The 16,310-nt window shown below is 36.3% G+C and carries 13 protein-coding genes; all 13 read right to left on the reverse strand.

Going from position 1 to position 16,310, the window contains the following annotated elements:
• Positions 1–112: 112 nt before the first annotated feature.
• The 13 genes from BMY13_RS13010 to BMY13_RS20075 all read right to left on the reverse strand — a co-directional run bounded on the left by BMY13_RS13010 (position 113) and on the right by BMY13_RS20075 (position 16,308).
• On the reverse strand, positions 113–904 hold the full coding sequence (locus BMY13_RS13010; protein ID WP_092505101.1) for a cell division protein FtsQ/DivIB: 792 nt from the start codon (positions 902–904) through the stop codon (positions 113–115).
• A gap of 158 nt (positions 905–1,062) precedes the next feature.
• The gene (gene spoVE / locus BMY13_RS13015) at positions 1,063–2,175 is read right to left on the reverse strand and encodes a stage V sporulation protein E (RefSeq protein ID WP_425445157.1); all 1,113 of its coding nucleotides are present in this window, start codon (positions 2,173–2,175) and stop codon (positions 1,063–1,065) included.
• A 73-nt stretch (positions 2,176–2,248) separates the two neighbouring features.
• Complete coding sequence (murD, locus tag BMY13_RS13020; RefSeq protein WP_092505103.1) at positions 2,249–3,598, reverse strand: UDP-N-acetylmuramoyl-L-alanine--D-glutamate ligase; 1,350 nt, start codon at positions 3,596–3,598, stop codon at positions 2,249–2,251.
• Positions 3,595–4,563 (reverse strand): phospho-N-acetylmuramoyl-pentapeptide-transferase, encoded by a 969-nt coding sequence (gene mraY, locus BMY13_RS13025; RefSeq protein WP_425445158.1) that lies wholly within the window; start codon positions 4,561–4,563, stop codon positions 3,595–3,597. Before mraY ends, murD begins: the two co-directional genes overlap by 4 nt.
• A gap of 54 nt (positions 4,564–4,617) precedes the next feature.
• Complete coding sequence (locus BMY13_RS13030; RefSeq protein WP_092505105.1) at positions 4,618–5,985, reverse strand: UDP-N-acetylmuramoyl-tripeptide--D-alanyl-D-alanine ligase; 1,368 nt, start codon at positions 5,983–5,985, stop codon at positions 4,618–4,620.
• Between the two features lie 2 nt (positions 5,986–5,987).
• A complete protein-coding gene (locus tag BMY13_RS13035; RefSeq protein ID WP_092505107.1) occupies positions 5,988–7,457 on the reverse strand; it encodes a UDP-N-acetylmuramoyl-L-alanyl-D-glutamate--2,6-diaminopimelate ligase in 1,470 nt (489 codons plus the stop codon).
• Positions 7,458–7,688: 231 nt separating this feature from the next.
• A complete protein-coding gene (locus BMY13_RS13040; protein WP_092505109.1) occupies positions 7,689–9,617 on the reverse strand; it encodes a stage V sporulation protein D in 1,929 nt (642 codons plus the stop codon).
• A 135-nt stretch (positions 9,618–9,752) separates the two neighbouring features.
• On the reverse strand, positions 9,753–11,963 hold the full coding sequence (locus BMY13_RS13045; protein WP_092505111.1) for a penicillin-binding protein: 2,211 nt from the start codon (positions 11,961–11,963) through the stop codon (positions 9,753–9,755).
• Between the two features lie 16 nt (positions 11,964–11,979).
• Positions 11,980–12,354, reverse strand: a complete 375-nt coding sequence (gene ftsL / locus BMY13_RS13050) for a cell division protein FtsL (RefSeq protein ID WP_092493041.1) — start codon at positions 12,352–12,354, stop codon at positions 11,980–11,982.
• On the reverse strand, positions 12,351–13,331 hold the full coding sequence (gene rsmH / locus BMY13_RS13055) for a 16S rRNA (cytosine(1402)-N(4))-methyltransferase RsmH (RefSeq protein ID WP_092505114.1): 981 nt from the start codon (positions 13,329–13,331) through the stop codon (positions 12,351–12,353). Before rsmH ends, ftsL begins: the two co-directional genes overlap by 4 nt.
• A gap of 59 nt (positions 13,332–13,390) precedes the next feature.
• Positions 13,391–13,822 (reverse strand): division/cell wall cluster transcriptional repressor MraZ, encoded by a 432-nt coding sequence (mraZ, locus tag BMY13_RS13060; RefSeq protein ID WP_092493246.1) that lies wholly within the window; start codon positions 13,820–13,822, stop codon positions 13,391–13,393.
• A 267-nt stretch (positions 13,823–14,089) separates the two neighbouring features.
• Positions 14,090–15,715, reverse strand: a complete 1,626-nt coding sequence (gene bshC, locus BMY13_RS13065) for a bacillithiol biosynthesis cysteine-adding enzyme BshC (protein ID WP_092493043.1) — start codon at positions 15,713–15,715, stop codon at positions 14,090–14,092.
• 209 nt (positions 15,716–15,924) lie between these two features.
• Positions 15,925–16,308 (reverse strand): DUF3397 domain-containing protein, encoded by a 384-nt coding sequence (locus tag BMY13_RS20075; RefSeq protein ID WP_092505116.1) that lies wholly within the window; start codon positions 16,306–16,308, stop codon positions 15,925–15,927.
• Positions 16,309–16,310: the final 2 nt, after the last annotated feature.

Here is a 16,310-nt window from a genome sequence, read left to right on the forward strand (position 1 = left end):
AATTGAAGTTCTTTATTGCTAAAACTTTTTTTGAAGCCACTCCATAGAATTCGTTAAAGATATTGAAAATGTGACTTTCTTGTTAAAAAGATTTAGTCACTATATTACCCGGTTATCCTTCAGTTTCATTCTGGATCTCATCTTCTTCTGTATCATCGTTAAACGATTCAAAATATGCACCTACACCAATATGAATAATCCCTTTACTTTCTGGTTTTAGCTGAGCAACGATGGATGGATATACATCCATCTTATCTGCAAAATTCCTAATTGTTCCATCAACCATATAGCCATCATTCATATAAAGCAAGATTTTATTCTGGTTATCGTCACTTGGTTTCCAGTGTATTTCTGAGATTAGATTCAATATGCTCTCAGGTAGTTTTTTTAATTCTGCAGTCATATTATCCAAATACGCCTCTTCACTAAAGCCAAGAATTAATGGCGCATCCCCGTTAGCTAATTTCTGCTTCATTTCAGTTAGAACTCTACCATTACCCAAGATTGGATAAAAACTGCCTTCTCTTTTAATATAGCCAACCTGATCGTACTCTTTAAGTTGAATTTCTATTGTCCAAGGTAGCTGTCGATTCACCTCTACGGATTTCACTACCGGGTTTTCACTAATTGCCTGTACTACTTTTGATTCATTAATCATCCATATATTCGTATCTTTGGAGATATTGCTTTGTTGAATAACTTCCTGGTCTTTAGCAAATGAATTTCCTGATACGTCAATTGTTTTCACATGGCTTAACGGTGATTGAAGGTATACAATTATGGAGATTAAAAAGAAAAAAATAGAAAGATAAAATATGAGTCGGCGATTTGCCTTTTTTTTACGTTCCTGTTTCAACATTGGAATGCGATCCTCAATTGAAACTACATTCTTTTTTTTCCCCATTTCTATTTCTTCCTTTATCAGAAAATTTTAATTAAATGAAAAGAGCGAAACGGCACTATATAATGCCGTTTCTCTTTTGTTACATGAATTATATCACATAATAGATTTAAATATGTAGTAAACATTACCTAGATTGAAGTGTTTTCTAACAAAAATTATTATAGTTTGGAATATTTGCTGATATTTAGCAAAATACCAACAGAACAAAGCGTTAACGTTAATGATGACCCCCCATAACTAAGAAATGGGAGTGTTATTCCTGTAACTGGGATCAAACCAATTACTACACTTATATTAATCATTACCTGTATCGTTAGCATGGAGACAATTCCAAGCGCAAGAAATCGTCCATAAGCATCTGGTGCTTCAAGTGCAACCTTTACCCCTCGCCAAAATAATAACATAAATAGTCCAATTACAAATGTACCACCCAAAAAGCCCAATTCCTCACCTAATATTGCAAAGATAAAATCATTTTGCGGTTCGGGTAAATAGAAATGTTTCTGCAAACTATTGCCAAGCCCAACCCCTGTTAGACCACCTGGACCAATGGCATATAATGATTGGATAATTTGAAAACCTGTATCAGACGGATCTTCCCATGGATTTAAAAAGGCAGTAATCCGATCTATTCGATATGGAGCAGAAATAATCAACAGCAAGAACCCTGCTATACCAAGAACAGCTAATCCTAAAAAATGGGACAATCTGGCACCGGCAGTGTAAATCATCACCATACATGTAAGCACAAGCACAACACCTGTTCCAAGATCCGGCTGCAGCATGATTAGTCCAAACGATGTAAAAACTAAAAGAAGGGATGGAAAAAACCCCTTTTTGAAAGAGGTAATATACTTTTGCTGAACAGACAAATAAACGGATAAATATATGATTAGACCCAACTTCATAAATTCGGAAGGTTGGATACTAAATGCTCCAACGCCAATCCAGCTTTGTGCTCCACCACGCACCATACCAATTCCCGGAATTAATACAGCCAGTAATAACAAAAAGCACGCGAGCAATATGACTTTACTGTACTTCTTCCAGGTACCATATGGAACGCTCATAATAAAGAACATGGCAATAAGACCCACACTACAGAAGAGGAGTTGACGTTTTACATAATAAAATGAATCTGCATATTTGTATTCAGCCCACACAAATGAAGAACTATAAACTATAACGATTCCTATTAAAAGCAACGACAATATGACAGCCAATAACGTATAATCTGGTGCATACTGGTTTTTAAAAATTCTCCGGAACAAAAAAACACCCCGTTTCCAGTTTGATCGGAAGGGGCGTTTATAATTTAATTAAGTATTGAATAGAAACAAGCCCCTACATTAATGTATGCACAGCTTGTATAAACATGTCTCCTCTTTCTTCAAAAGTGCGATATTGGTCCCAGCTCGCACATGCAGGGGATAATAATATGACATCATCACGCTCAGAAATACTGTAAGCTTGTTTAACAGCCTGATTCATATCATTAACTGTTAAAATAACTTCTACTCCAGCATCACTAGCAGTTTTTTTGAGTTTTTCTTTTGTTTCACCAAAAAGAATGACTCCTTTAACGTTATTCAAATATGGTATTAGATCATCAAATTCATTTCCACGATCAAGTCCACCAGCTAACAAGATTGTTGGTTGCTTAAATGAGGAAAGTGCCTTCTGTGATGCAAGTATATTTGTTGCTTTCGAATCATTATAAAATAGCCGACCATCTATGTTTTCAACAAATTGAAGCCGATGTTTGACACTTGAAAAATTAATTAGAACTTCCCGTACTCCTTCATTACTTGCACCACTTAACTTTGCTGCACTTATTGCAGCCAGAATATTTTCAAGATTGTGTGCACCTACTAATACAATATCGCTTTTATCAATAATCTTTTCACTCTTAAAATAGATGCTAGTTTTGTCGACCCAAGCACCCTCATTAAGCCGCTTTTTCAAAGAGAATGGTATCTTCATTGATTTTGCTGAGAGAACTGCTTCTGATACTACTGGATCATCAGCATTATAAATTAAAAAGTCATCCTCAGACTGATTTGCAAATACATTACATTTTGCTTCTTTATAATTTTCAAACGTCTTGTGATAATCAAGGTGAGCTTCAAAGATATTTAATAAAACTGCTATCTTTGGTTTAAAAGTTTTGACTCCCATTAATTGAAACGATGACAATTCCAATACCATCTTTTCTTCTTTTCCTAATGATTTTGCAACATCTGTTGCCACATATCCAATGTTTCCTGCGATTTTAGCAGACTGATTGCTTTTCACCAGCATTTCAGTTGTTAAAGTTGTAGTTGTAGTTTTGCCGTTAGATCCGGTTATACCAATAATCGAACTTTCTACTAAATTACCGGCAATTTCGATTTCAGTGATAATTGATATGTCTCTCTTTTTTGCCTCAACTAATATCGGGTTATCATATGGAATTCCCGGGTTCTTAACAACAATTTCAATACTATCCAAAACACAAAGAGGATGGGAACCTGTAATCACTTCTGCCCCCATCGACTTCAATTCATTAACAGCGTCATCGTTTTCATTTGCATTTTTATCATTTACACGAACTCTTTTCCCACTTTGTAATAAAAGCTTGGCAGCGGCAGTCCCGCTCTTCGCTAAACCTAATACAAGTACATGAGAATAAGGAAAATTATCTAAAGTCTTCAAACTATCCACACCTCAATATATATGCCTAGAGCTGCAAAAATAAGTCCTACTAGCCAAAATGTTGTTACAACACGCCACTCTGACCAGCCAAGTAATTCATAATGATGGTGCAATGGACTCATTTTAAATACCCTTTTACCTGTTGTCTTAAACGATATAACCTGAATAATTACCGAGAGCGTTTCGATTACGAATACGCCACCAATAATCACTAGTATTATTTCAAGTTTTGTTAAAATAGCTATTGCTGCAATCGATCCGCCTAATGCCAGCGAACCGGTGTCACCCATAAATACTTTAGCAGGATGAGCATTAAATACTAAAAATCCTAATAAGGCTCCAACTACAGCCAGTGAGAAGATTGTAACCTCAGATTGAGGGAACCCATACCATGCTAAAATGCCAAACGCACCAAACGCAATTGCGGCTGTTCCTGCTAGCAACCCGTCCAGTCCATCAGTCAAGTTAACAGCATTAGATGCACCTACAAGCATAAATATAATGAGTAATGCATATCCCCAGCCTAGTTCCCATTGAATTGCTGTGCCTGGTATATGGATATATGTCGCAAAGCCGTTATATTGAATAATAAAGTAAAATACAAGTGCGATAATAAGTTGTCCAAGCATTTTTTGTTTGGAAGTCAATCCTAAATTTCGCTTCATTGCTACTTTAATGAAGTCATCTAAAAATCCTAAAAACCCGTAGCCCACTAACACAAAAATAAGCAGCCACAATTCATACCCAATTGAGCCTGAGCTGAATTTACTTACCATAATAATCGAAGTAGCGGTCACACTAATAACAATCATTATACCGCCCATTGTCGGTGTTCCTGTTTTTTTAATATGTGATTGCGGACCTTCATCCCTAATACTTTGACCAAACTTCAGACGCCGTAAAAACGGAATAAAAAATGGTGATAGAAGGACGGTGATTAGGAAAGCTATTGCTATTGTCATCATTAATACATATATATTCACTGTTTCTCCTCCTCTTGCAACAACCGTCCATGCTAATTATGATGGATCTGTAAGTTTTTCAACGAATAATTCAAACTGCATACCTCTTGAAGCTTTAAACAATATAAGCGTATCCTTTGTTAAAAAGTCCTCCAAGGCGTTCAATAAATTTGTTTTCGATGTAAAATGGCTGCAACTTATATCTGAATTACTTTTATTTACGGTGGATGATATTTCTTCTGATTCATCACCAAACGTTAATAAAGCATCTACTGAATTATCAATACTTTCTGCAATCGATTGATGAAACAATTTAGACTCATTTCCAAGTTCAAAAATATCCCCTAGAACAAGAACTTTTTGCTTGAATCCTTCCATTTGTTTCACAACGTTTATTGCTGCTTTCATGGAAGTAGGCGAGGCATTGTATGCATCGTTTATTATAGAAACATCATTTTTACCCTTTAGCAGTTCAAATCGCATTGATGTGCGTTCCAACTCTGTCAATCCCTTTACTACCTTAGATTTTGGTATTTGAAGACGTTCGGCAATTATAATAGCAAATGCTGCGTTCAAGGCATGATGATTACCTAGTAAGGGAATAGAATACTCATTTCCATCTGAAAGCTGAAATTGTGTGTGGTTATATGTTAGCTTTATTTTCTTCACTACTACTTCATTGTCGGCATCAAATCCACATGTTATTACATTATCCCGTTTATGCATTTCTTCTAATAACGGTTCATCACCGTCGATAATAAGATAACCATTATGTTTCATTCCGCTAATAATTTCAAGCTTGGCTTTGGCAATACCTGCTCTTGATCCCAAGTACTCAATATGTGACTCACCAATATTAGTTATAACGGCAATATCAGGTTTTGCAATGTTCGATAGTGTTTCTATTTCACCATATTGATTCATACCCATTTCAACGATAAGTACTTCAGTCCCAGGAACCATTGATAGAATAGTTAATGGTACTCCGATATGATTATTAAGATTACCTTTTGTGTGCTGTGTATTAAATGTTGTCTTTATAACTGATGCCACAATATCTTTAGTCGTAGTCTTACCATTGGATCCCGTTATTGCAATTACAATAGGATTAATGTTATCTCGATAGAAACCAGCCAGCTCCTGTAACGCCTTTAATGTATCTTCCACAAAAAACACAGGGAAATCAGTTGGTAAAAAGCTAGGAAGTTGTTTCTCTTTTTTCCACAGTGCTGCGACAGCGCCTTGATCAAATGCCTGTTTTATATAGTCATGACCGTCAAAGTTTTCACCAATTATAGGAATAAATAATGATTTATGCGTTTTTTTACGACTGTCTGTTACTACCTCACCAATTTCAATCGGATCAGCTGCAACACCTTTGTAATCGCCAAAAATGGATGTAAGCCATTCTGTGGTAAATAACATTATCATTTCTCCTTTATTTTAATTGCTTCTTTCGCAACTTCCCGATCATCAAAATCGTATCTTATATTACCAATTTCTTGATATGTTTCATGGCCTTTTCCGGCGATTAGAATAATATCATCTTCTTCAGCTAGACTTACTGCGTGAAAAATAGCTTCACGCCTATCCTCTATTACCTCGTAATGACTTTCTTCAATCCCTTCAATCATATCATCCAAAATAGACTTAGGATCTTCTGTACGTGGGTTATCCGAAGTAAAGAAAACTTGATTAGCATATTCCAATGCAATAGATGCCATCAATGGACGTTTAGTCTTATCACGATCTCCACCACAACCAACGATAACGTACACTTTTTGTTTAGCAAAGCCCTTAATTGTCTGTAACACGTTTTCCAAAGAATCAGGTGTATGCGCATAATCTACAATTGCAGCGAAATTCTGATCACCATCTACTGGTTCGAAGCGGCCACTGACGCCTTTGATGTCTCCAAGCGCATCTTTTATGACCTGCAGCGGTACGTTTGCAGAAATTGCTGCTGCACTTGCCGCAAGCATGTTGTAGACATTAAACATACCAATTAACTGACTGTCAACTTGTATAGATCCTACTGGAGTGTTCATTCTAAATGATGTTTTCGTAACTTCGAGGTTTATATCAATTGCCATTACTTGTGCATCATTAACACATCCATATGTTACAACGTGCTGAGCGGTACTTCTTTTTAGCACACCATTGTTTGGATCATCCTCATTAATTACTGCATATTTCTTATGTCCGTCATTATAGGTATTCCCTAATTGGGCAAACAAAAGACTTTTTGCATGCCTGTAGTCATCCATGTTTTTATGATAATCTAAATGATCTTGTGATAAGTTTGTAAACACTGCAATGTCAAAATCACAGCCATAGACACGACCCATATCTAACGCATGAGATGATACTTCCATAATTGCTTTATCCACATTTACATTAGCCATCTGCCTGAATGTCTTTTGTAAAAACAATGCATCTGGTGTTGTATTGCTCACAGGATAGGAATCCGGACCAATTTTCATTTGAATTGTTCCTATTACACCTGTTTTCATGTCATTTTGATTGAAAATGGATTCCAACAGATAAGTTACTGTCGTTTTACCATTAGTACCAGTTACGCCGACTAGTGGTAACTTTTTAGTTGGAAAGTTATAAAACTTTGCGGCTATCACTGCTATTGCTCTGGACGAATCGGCAACAAGTATTGTTGGCACGGATGTGTCTACATTTTTTTCAGCTAAAATAGCCTTTGCCCCATTATCAACAGCCTGACTTATAAAATCGTGTCCATCAACCGTAAAACCATTAATACAAATGAATAGACTACCATCAGTAACTTTGCGGGAATCAACTTCTATATTATTGATCTCCACATTTTCAATTGAAGCAGTAGTTTCATAAAATGGTAAGACGGAAAGAATTTCTAATAATTTCATATAAATACATCCTCGTTTCAGTAGTGTCTCACATATGTATTCTAGAAAGCCTCAATTTTTAAGAGGGTACAATGACCCTCTTATTAAAATCTTAGACAGTTAAGAAAGTATAAATACTTTTTTGCTGTATAAGTGCAACTAAGGATTTCGCCACTAAGACTAGGTGATAAACTAAGTGTTTTACATTAATTATTTCTTGTTCATTATAGCAAATATTTACCGTATTCACGATTAATTTTTATCAGACAGGTAAATTCTTATCTTTTCACCTTGCTCAACCTTCGTTCCCGGACTTGGTGCCTGGTCAATAATATAGTCACCAGAACCACTCGTCTCAATAGATAAATTGGTCATGTATTTGGTTAACTTGCTTTTATTCAGCCCTACTAAATCTGGCACTTCAACTTTTGGCTGTTCTGGCCACAAGTATTCTTTATCAAGTCCATCATCCCTTGGTTCTACCCCCATCGCACGCAAGCTGTCTCCAATAATAGTTCCTACAACTGGTGCAGTAACAACTCCGCCAAACTGAACAGTATTTTTAGGATTATCAACTGCAACATATACAACGATTTCAGGGTCATCAGCAGGAGCAAATCCAATAAAAGATACAACATAATTGTCTTTCAAGTATCTTCCTTCAGGTCCAACTTTTTGGGCAGTCCCCGTTTTACCGCCAACACGGTAACCATCAACATAAGCTGGACGTCCGGTTCCTTGAGCCACAACACTTTCCAATGCCTGACGAATTTCTTTAGAAGTTGCTTCTGAAATAATATTTTCTTTCAGGTTTGGCTCAACCATTCCAACTACCTTATTTGTTTGGGGATCTATCCATTCTTTTGCAATATAAGGTTCATATAATTTACCGCCATTCACTGCCGCTGCAACTGCCATCACTTGCTGAATTGGTGTTACAGAGACACCTTGTCCAAATGAAGTAGTAGCAAGTTCTACAGGGCCAACATTTTCAGGTTTGAACAGTATTCCATTTCCTTCACCTTGAAGGTCAATTCCAGTTTTCTTTCCAAAGCCAAAATCCTTAATATAACTAAACAATTTCTCTTCTCCTAAATTCATCCCCAAATTAACAAAACCCGGATTACATGAATTTTGAACAACTTCCAGATATGTTTGCTTGCCATGGCCACCGCTCTTCCAGCAATGCAGCTCAGTTCCACTTACAGAGATATCTCCATCATCATGAAAATGGTCTTTCTCCAAATCTACAGCACCTTCTTCAAGCGCTGCTGCAAGTGTAATAATCTTGAAAGTTGAACCAGGCTCATATGTGCTCCAAATTGGTAGATTTCGGTTGTAAATTTCCGGATCAACATCTTGATAATTCTCTGGATTAAAATTAGGACGGGAAGTCATTCCAAGAATTCCACCAGTATTCGGATTAACAGCAATAGCGAGAGCTCCGTCCGGATTATATTTGGATACAGCCAAATCAAGCTCACGTTCTATGATTGTTTGAACTTTTGAGTTAATTGTTGTTTTTAAATTTAATCCATCTTCTGGTGACTTATATTCATCAGCAATTTGCTCCAGCTTTTTTCCCTTGGCATCTGAGTAGAAAGATAGACTGCCTTTTTCACCATCGAGCTTATCATTATAGTACATTTCCAATCCCATTAATCCTTGGTTATCAATACCTGCAAATCCTAATACGTGTGATAAGTAATTTCCATACGGGTAGTGACGTTTTGAATCCTTCGCAAGGTAAACACCATCCAAATCTAGCGTACGAAACTGTAACTCCTGTTCTTCTGATATCTTTCTCCCCTCAGGATGCACACGTGTATAGACGGACTTCCTGGTTACATATTCATACGCCTTTTCCTCTGAAATATTTAATATATTTGCTATCTTGGCGGCAGTTTCCTGGGGATTTTTAATTTGTTTTGGAACGACAATAACAGAGGGGGACGAGACATTCTCAGCCAATATTTCACCATTCCGGTCAAGAATGTTACCCCGTTCAGGCTCAAAGGTAATGTCCCTGCTCCAGGACTCATTTGCCAGGTCCATGAGTTCGTCACCAATAACAAACTGAACATATCCCAAGCGAACATCAATTATTGCAAAAAATAACAATCCAAAAAGAAAAACAGTAACTATTCTTTTTCTTACAGTCACGGCAGATACACGTTTCATTCTCCATCCCCTTTTCATAGGTAGGCTTGTATCCACTATATGAATGAAAAAAAATGAATAGAACACTGTTTATGTTAGAAAAAGCTTAGGTGCCCGTATAAAGAAGCCTAATTTATAAGACTAGAAAAGGCTTATTTATTGCTGGTCACTTGAATCATCTGTCTGTTCTTCGGTTTGTTCTTCATTAGATTCACTATTATTATTTTTAGACTTAGGCGGCTTTAATTCGACTCCTAAATAGTCATTCTTTTTAAGAGTAGTACCTTTTTTAATACTTTGACTATTGACATATCCGTTTCCAAGGATTTCTATATCTAGTTGAAGTAAATTCGCAAATTGTAATACATCTCTTGTCGACCATCCAATTATACTAGGCATTGTTGGGTTATCCGTAATCAGCATAATGCGATCATTAGGAAGCAGCTCGTCACCTTTTGCAGCACTCGCTTTTGTTATCGTATCCCCTGAACCAATTACAGTTATATTTATACCTTTAGCTTCTAAGGATTTTTTCACAGTCGCTTTACTCATACCTTCTAATTCCGGAACCTTGACCGATTGAACTGGTTTGGATTGGTCTTTGTCTGGATTAATATTCATGTAATGTAAACTGTTTTGCATGACATTCTTAAATATAAATGAAACAGGTGTTGAACCAGGAGTATTACCCTCTAATTCTGGTTTTTCAACCGATACATACATCATTAGCTGTGGATCATCTTTGGGTGCCATACCTAAAAATGAGAAAATATAGTTACCATGCCCGGTTAAGTAACCGCCTGCTTCAGATTCATATAACTGGGCTGTTCCTGTTTTACCTGCTACTGAATAATCCTCCAGTTTGTAGGGTCTCCCTGTTCCAGGTTCTGATGAAACTACAGATTCCATCAAATCTAGCACTTGCTCCGATGTTTTCTCCGAAATAGGGTTTCCAACTACTTCTGGTGACTTTTTCTCCATTGTTTTTCCTGTAGTTGAATTTACTATTTTTGAAATAACATAAGGCTTGAGCATCTTGCCATCATTAGCAATTGCTGTCGCAGCCTTCATTTGCTGAATCGGTGTTACAGTACTAGCTTGACCAAAACCTGTAGCCATTTTATCACGTGGATAATTATACACAAGGTTTCCTGCAGCCTCATGTGGCAAATCAATACTAGTCTTCTGATCGAAATCAAAAGCATTAAGGTAATCCAAGTATTTTTCTGTGCCAATTTCTTCCCAGACTAACTTTGCAGCAGCAACATTCGATGAGCGTGCAAATCCTTCATCAAATGTTATTGAACCCCAGTTATTGCTCCAATCGTGAATAGGAGCTATATTATCACTAATCTGATAGCTGCTGGATTCTAACCACTTATCACCATTGTAGACACCTTCTTGAATAGCAGAAGCCCATGTGAATATCTTCATTGTCGATCCTGGTTCAAACGGTGTGGAAATCACATCATTATACCAATTCTTCACATTTGGATTATTAGGATTATAGCTTGGGCGATTACCCATAGCCAATACTTCACCTGTCTTAGGATTCATGACAACAGCGGTTATACGCTCTGGTTTATATTCTTTATCGACTTGGGTCATAACGTCTTCAAGTATTGTTTGAACTTTTTGATCAATAGTTAGATAAACATCCTCTCCATCCTCAGGCTGCTTAATAACTTCATTTGGATCTAGTAATTTCTTATTAAAATTATCACGTTGGTAAGAAATATGTCCGGCCTCTCCACTCAGCAAATCATCCATCTCATTTTCAATGCCGGTTACTCCGTTGATCTTTCCATCCTTTTTACGAGCAAATCCAATAATGTTAGATGCAAACATACCATTAGGATAAAATCTTACCGCCTCTTTTTGAAAAGTAATACCTGACAGATTCAAATTCTCGATTTTTTCTTTTGTTTGCTGGGATAATTCTTTACCAACATTCCCGAACTCTACCTGAAATTGATCTTTTTTAATACCTTTTTCCAGTCGTTCTAGTAGATACCCTTGCTCAGTATCTAATAAAGGAGCCAGCATCTCCGCAGTTTCTTCCGGATTTTTAACATGCAGTGGCTCCTCTTGATCCTGAGTATATGATTCATCAACAATTGCTTGAATACGGAATGTAGGCCGATCATAAGCTAGCGTCATCCCATTTTTATCAAAGATTTTACCCCGCTCTGCATCCAGGGTGTATGATGCAGTTCGTTTCTCCTTGGCCCATTCATCCAGTGAAACGTTGTTAATTTCAGCGGTAGCCTGAATATATAAAAACCTACCGGCTATAATTAAAAATATACCGACAAAAATAAGAATCAGAATGCTAGACATGAAATGGGTTGTTTTATTTTTTTTCATAACATATCCACCTTGCTTAGTTGTTAAACGCAGTTGCTTGCTTCACTTCTGCATCTTGGATTTTCAATCCATTTTCCTTAGCAATTCTTGTAATGCGTTCTGGTCTGCTTAATTGTTTTTTCTCATATACTAATCCTTCGTTTTCAATTTGTTGTTTTTGTACGGTTTGCTCTAATGATTGTAATTCTCTGTTTAAAGTATCCGTTGAAGAAGAAAAAGAAACAATATAAATACATGCTATAATCAAACAAAATCCAATTACTGAATACAACATTTTTTCGCCTTTTGTTATCCAGCCTTTCTTATGTACCTTAACTGCAATTTGTTTGTCCTCTTTAGGTGCATGTGATGTATAAGATTGTTCCCAACTGCGAGCATGGCTTGCACTCATGATTTTTTCCACCCTTCTTCATATGTAAAATCTTCATTCCACTCATTAACTTTCTCAGCAATCCGTAACTTTGCAGATTTTGACCTGCGATTTAAATCCAATTCACCAGTACTTGGTAAAATCGGCTTTCTATTAATTAGCTTAAATGGTGCCTGGTGACCTACAGGTATTATTGGAAGATTCCTTGGCACTTCCTTCGCTGTACTCCATTTCTTGAACGCTTGTTTACAGAGTCTATCTTCGAGTGAGTGAAATGTAATAACAACCACTCTTCCATTAACTTTAACAACTCTTGCAGCTTGGTGTAATGCATCATTAAACGCTTCTAACTCATCGTTCACCGCTATTCGCAATGCTTGAAAAATACGTTTCGCAGGATGCCCTCCCTTTCTTCGTGCAGGTGCGGGAATACCATCTTTAATTATTTCTACCAGCTGATGTGTTGTTTCAATTGATTGTTCTTTTCTGAACGCTTCAATTTTCCTCGCAATTTGTTTGGAAAATTTCTCTTCACCATATTTGAAAAAGATCTTTACCAGTTCGTTGTAAGACCACGAATTAACAATTTCATGTGCGTCAAGATCCTGGTTCTGGTTCATTCGCATATCAAGTTGTGCATCCTGCTGATAACTAAAACCTCTATCACCACGATCTAATTGTGGGGACGAAACACCAAGATCAAAAAGGACTCCATCAATATTATCAATATTATGTTTGGATAATTCTTCTTCTAAGTTTCTAAAGTTGGAATGAATAAATGTTATTCGATCATGATATTGATGCAGTCTTGATTTAGCTGCGCTGAGCGCATCCATATCCTGGTCAAAGGCAACCAATAAACCATCCTCCCCTAGATGGGAAGCGATTTGTTCTGAATGCCCACCGCCACCTACTGTACAATCAATATATGTACCATCAGACTTTATAGCTATACCTTCCAAGGTCTCATCTTTCAAAACACTATAATGATCAAACATTGTCACACCTACTTTTAGAAATCTTGCCTCAATGCTAATATATTACTTCTTTATAACTGCTAAATATCAAAATCCATAAGATTTTCAGCAATTTCACTAAATGATTCTTCTGAGTCATTGAAATAATCTTCCCAGTTCTCATTTGCCCAGAACTCAATTCGATTAGATACACCAATTACAACGCACTCTTTATCCAACACAGCATAATTTCGTAGTGGCTGAGGAATATTTATTCTTCCCTGTTTATCAACTTCGCATTCAACTGCTCCAGAGAAAAAGAACCTTGTAAAAGCTCGTGCATCTTTTTTAGTTAGGGGGAGTTTCTTTAGCTTTTCTTCAAGTAACTTCCATTCGTCCATCGGATAGGCAAACAGACATTTATCGAGTCCACGGGTAACAACAAAGTTGTCGCCAAGCCCTTCACGGAACTTAGCAGGAACAATTATTCGACCTTTTGTATCAATGTTGTGTTGAAATTCGCCCATGAACATAAAGCTATCCCCACTTTCATATTTCATATGTTACCACATTCCTCCACTATTCACCACTCTATTTTTAACTTTTTTACCCATATTATCAAATTAGGTCTTTTGTTCCACATAGTACCGCTGATCATTGCTAAACCTCCGGAGAAAAAAGACAAACAAAAAACGTTGATACATCAGTATGTCTCAACGTTTTAGAGTAATTAATCCTGTGTTAAACACAACTATCCCCCACCATTTTATAATAGGTGGGGGATAGTGGGTGGAATTTAATTATATATAAATTAAGTGGTGTTCCTGTTCAAAGGAACAAGATTCCTTTGCTAGCTGTTTTATAAAATATGGGCCGTAATCATTAATTAACGGCAGCGGGTTCCATGTCCGTTCCTGAAGTCCCTGATTTGGTCGCAAAGCTATTTGAATTTGATCGAATTCAATTAATTCTTTTTTATATTTCTCCTCTACTGCTTTAATAATCCGATCTTCAAGATATTCAATATCACATTGCAAATAATACAGATTTTTATCAGCTAACTCACCAAGGTCTGAGCGTGTATCTTTAGCAATTTTTCGTAAAGGGCTATGAGCTTTGTCAACTGCTTGTTTAATTTCGGAAGCGACCTGTTTTACTGGTGGATCACTCTGTGATGCCAGCCAGTTTCCCTTTATCTCTTCTACTCCATGATTAACAGCATCTTGTTCATCTATTGCATATTTACTTATTACTTTTTCCACATTACGATCGATGAATGTAAACGATAATCGTGGTATTACTGGCGGCATTTTAATACCCACAGCCTTAAATGCTGGTTTTAATATTGACCAATAGCCTACTTCACCTGGACCTCCAATAAATGCCAATGTTGGAAACAATAACTCCTGCATGATTGGTCTTGTAACTACATTATTACTCAATGATTCCGGATTATTTCTAGCAACATTAATCATTTCCTGGTTAGTCAGCAATACTTCATTTTGCTTTCCTTCCCAATCCCCATTCTCATTTCGTACAAGTAAAATTCGCTCATTATTTTTATGATAAAAAAGGTGTGCATCAGTAGGTTCAACATCCAAAGACACAGAATAGCGTTTTTGTTTAATTTGCTGCAATGCCTCGTGCACACCTGTACTGATTTCAGTCTGATTTTTAATCAATGTTAGAAAATGATCTCGTTCAAGCCTGCGCATTTTTGGATTACCAGAGTCAACTAGCACAATACCTTCTTCATCAAATAATTGATAAATGACACGTGCAAAAAAGTCCACATATGTACATGAGTTCTCTAAACAGTCTTTGATCGTTTGATAGAGCTTTTTCGTATACTGAGTTTCATCCATTTGTTCAAATAATCGATTCACCCATTGGTTTGCATAGGTTTCATCAATTGGAATATCAGACACGGATTGCTTATCCAATACCCTCTGCAGCAATTTGTATTTTTTCATGGAGGCTGTTTCCGGTAAAAAAATATGATTGATTTCATCAAAATCATGGTCTTCACCTGCAATCCAAAAAACAGGAATAACCGGTTTTTGAAGCTTAGATTCTTGTTGTTTAGCAAACTGTATAACCGAAATAATCTTATTTATCGTATACATGGGCCCCGTCAATAATCCCGCTTGCTGTCCTCCAATAACCACAACACTATCATCATTTTTCAGACGTTTAATATTTAAGTATGTAGATTCAGGAGCATTCCATTGCTGGTTAATTTCGAAAAGTGTTTCGGTAAGCTGCTTACGATCAAAATTTCTGTTTCGCAACGCTTGCAATCTACTTTGATAGGCAGCATCCGAATAAGGGTTGTAGTCAAAATGTTTCGTGATACTTTCTCTATTATTGCGATAATCATCTATTAGTGCATTTTGGTTCTGTAGTTTTATTGGATCGATCCGCATAGATCACATGCTCCTTTTAACGTAATGAAATATATCCAATATGTATTGTACATAAAACTGTCGCTAATTTCATTTAATCTGTTTTAACCCATCCATTTAATTAGGATATTTTCTAAAAGTTTGTTGTTTTTTAATGAAAAAGTGTTGCTTGGAAAATGAATGCTCATCAGTGAAAATATCCAGGATTGACAACTATTACTATAAGATCCTTAATAAGAAAAAATACGCAAATAAATACCAACAAAAACCAAACAAATATAGAAGATTGAAAACAATAGAAAACAAATTCGCCAAAATAACTTAAACGCTTTACTGAATAAAACCTCGGTATAAATTTTCCAATGAACAATTATGATAATCGTATAGATACTAATTAATATAACCAAAACGATACCAAAAAATGATATACCAAAGACTTCACTTACTAAAGTATTAACGGCAATTATGTATAGTATAGCTGTCCAGTTGACAGCATTATGAAATGCTTTCCATTTATGGTTGTATATTTTCAAGGAGATTAAATAAACAATCCATGTAGCTATCACAGGAACTGTTATGATAAATCCTATAAAATAAATGATAATATTCAACATGC

The organism is Virgibacillus subterraneus (genome assembly GCF_900110695.1).
Taxonomy (GTDB): Bacteria; Bacillota; Bacilli; order Bacillales; family Amphibacillaceae; genus Lentibacillus; species Lentibacillus subterraneus.

What these genes read in the sequence shown, in the direction of transcription:
- mraY (WP_425445158.1), bottom strand. Translation starts at nt 4,563, where the DNA reads ATGATGACAATAGCAATAGCTTTCCTAATCACCGTCCTTCTATCACCA.
- BMY13_RS13035 (WP_092505107.1), bottom strand. Translation starts at nt 7,457, where the DNA reads ATGAAATTATTAGAAATTCTTTCCGTCTTACCATTTTATGAAACTACT.
- BMY13_RS13040 (WP_092505109.1), bottom strand. Translation starts at nt 9,617, where the DNA reads ATGAAACGTGTATCTGCCGTGACTGTAAGAAAAAGAATAGTTACTGTT.
- rsmH (WP_092505114.1), bottom strand. Translation starts at nt 13,331, where the DNA reads ATGTTTGATCATTATAGTGTTTTGAAAGATGAGACCTTGGAAGGTATA.
- mraZ (WP_092493246.1), bottom strand. Translation starts at nt 13,822, where the DNA reads ATGTTCATGGGCGAATTTCAACACAACATTGATACAAAAGGTCGAATA.
- BMY13_RS13010 (WP_092505101.1), bottom strand. Translation starts at nt 904, where the DNA reads ATGGGGAAAAAAAAGAATGTAGTTTCAATTGAGGATCGCATTCCAATG.
- BMY13_RS20075 (WP_092505116.1), bottom strand. Translation starts at nt 16,308, where the DNA reads ATGTTGAATATTATCATTTATTTTATAGGATTTATCATAACAGTTCCT.
- bshC (WP_092493043.1), bottom strand. Translation starts at nt 15,715, where the DNA reads ATGCGGATCGATCCAATAAAACTACAGAACCAAAATGCACTAATAGAT.
- BMY13_RS13045 (WP_092505111.1), bottom strand. Translation starts at nt 11,963, where the DNA reads ATGAAAAAAAATAAAACAACCCATTTCATGTCTAGCATTCTGATTCTT.
- ftsL (WP_092493041.1), bottom strand. Translation starts at nt 12,354, where the DNA reads ATGAGTGCAAGCCATGCTCGCAGTTGGGAACAATCTTATACATCACAT.
- BMY13_RS13030 (WP_092505105.1), bottom strand. Translation starts at nt 5,985, where the DNA reads ATGTTATTTACCACAGAATGGCTTACATCCATTTTTGGCGATTACAAA.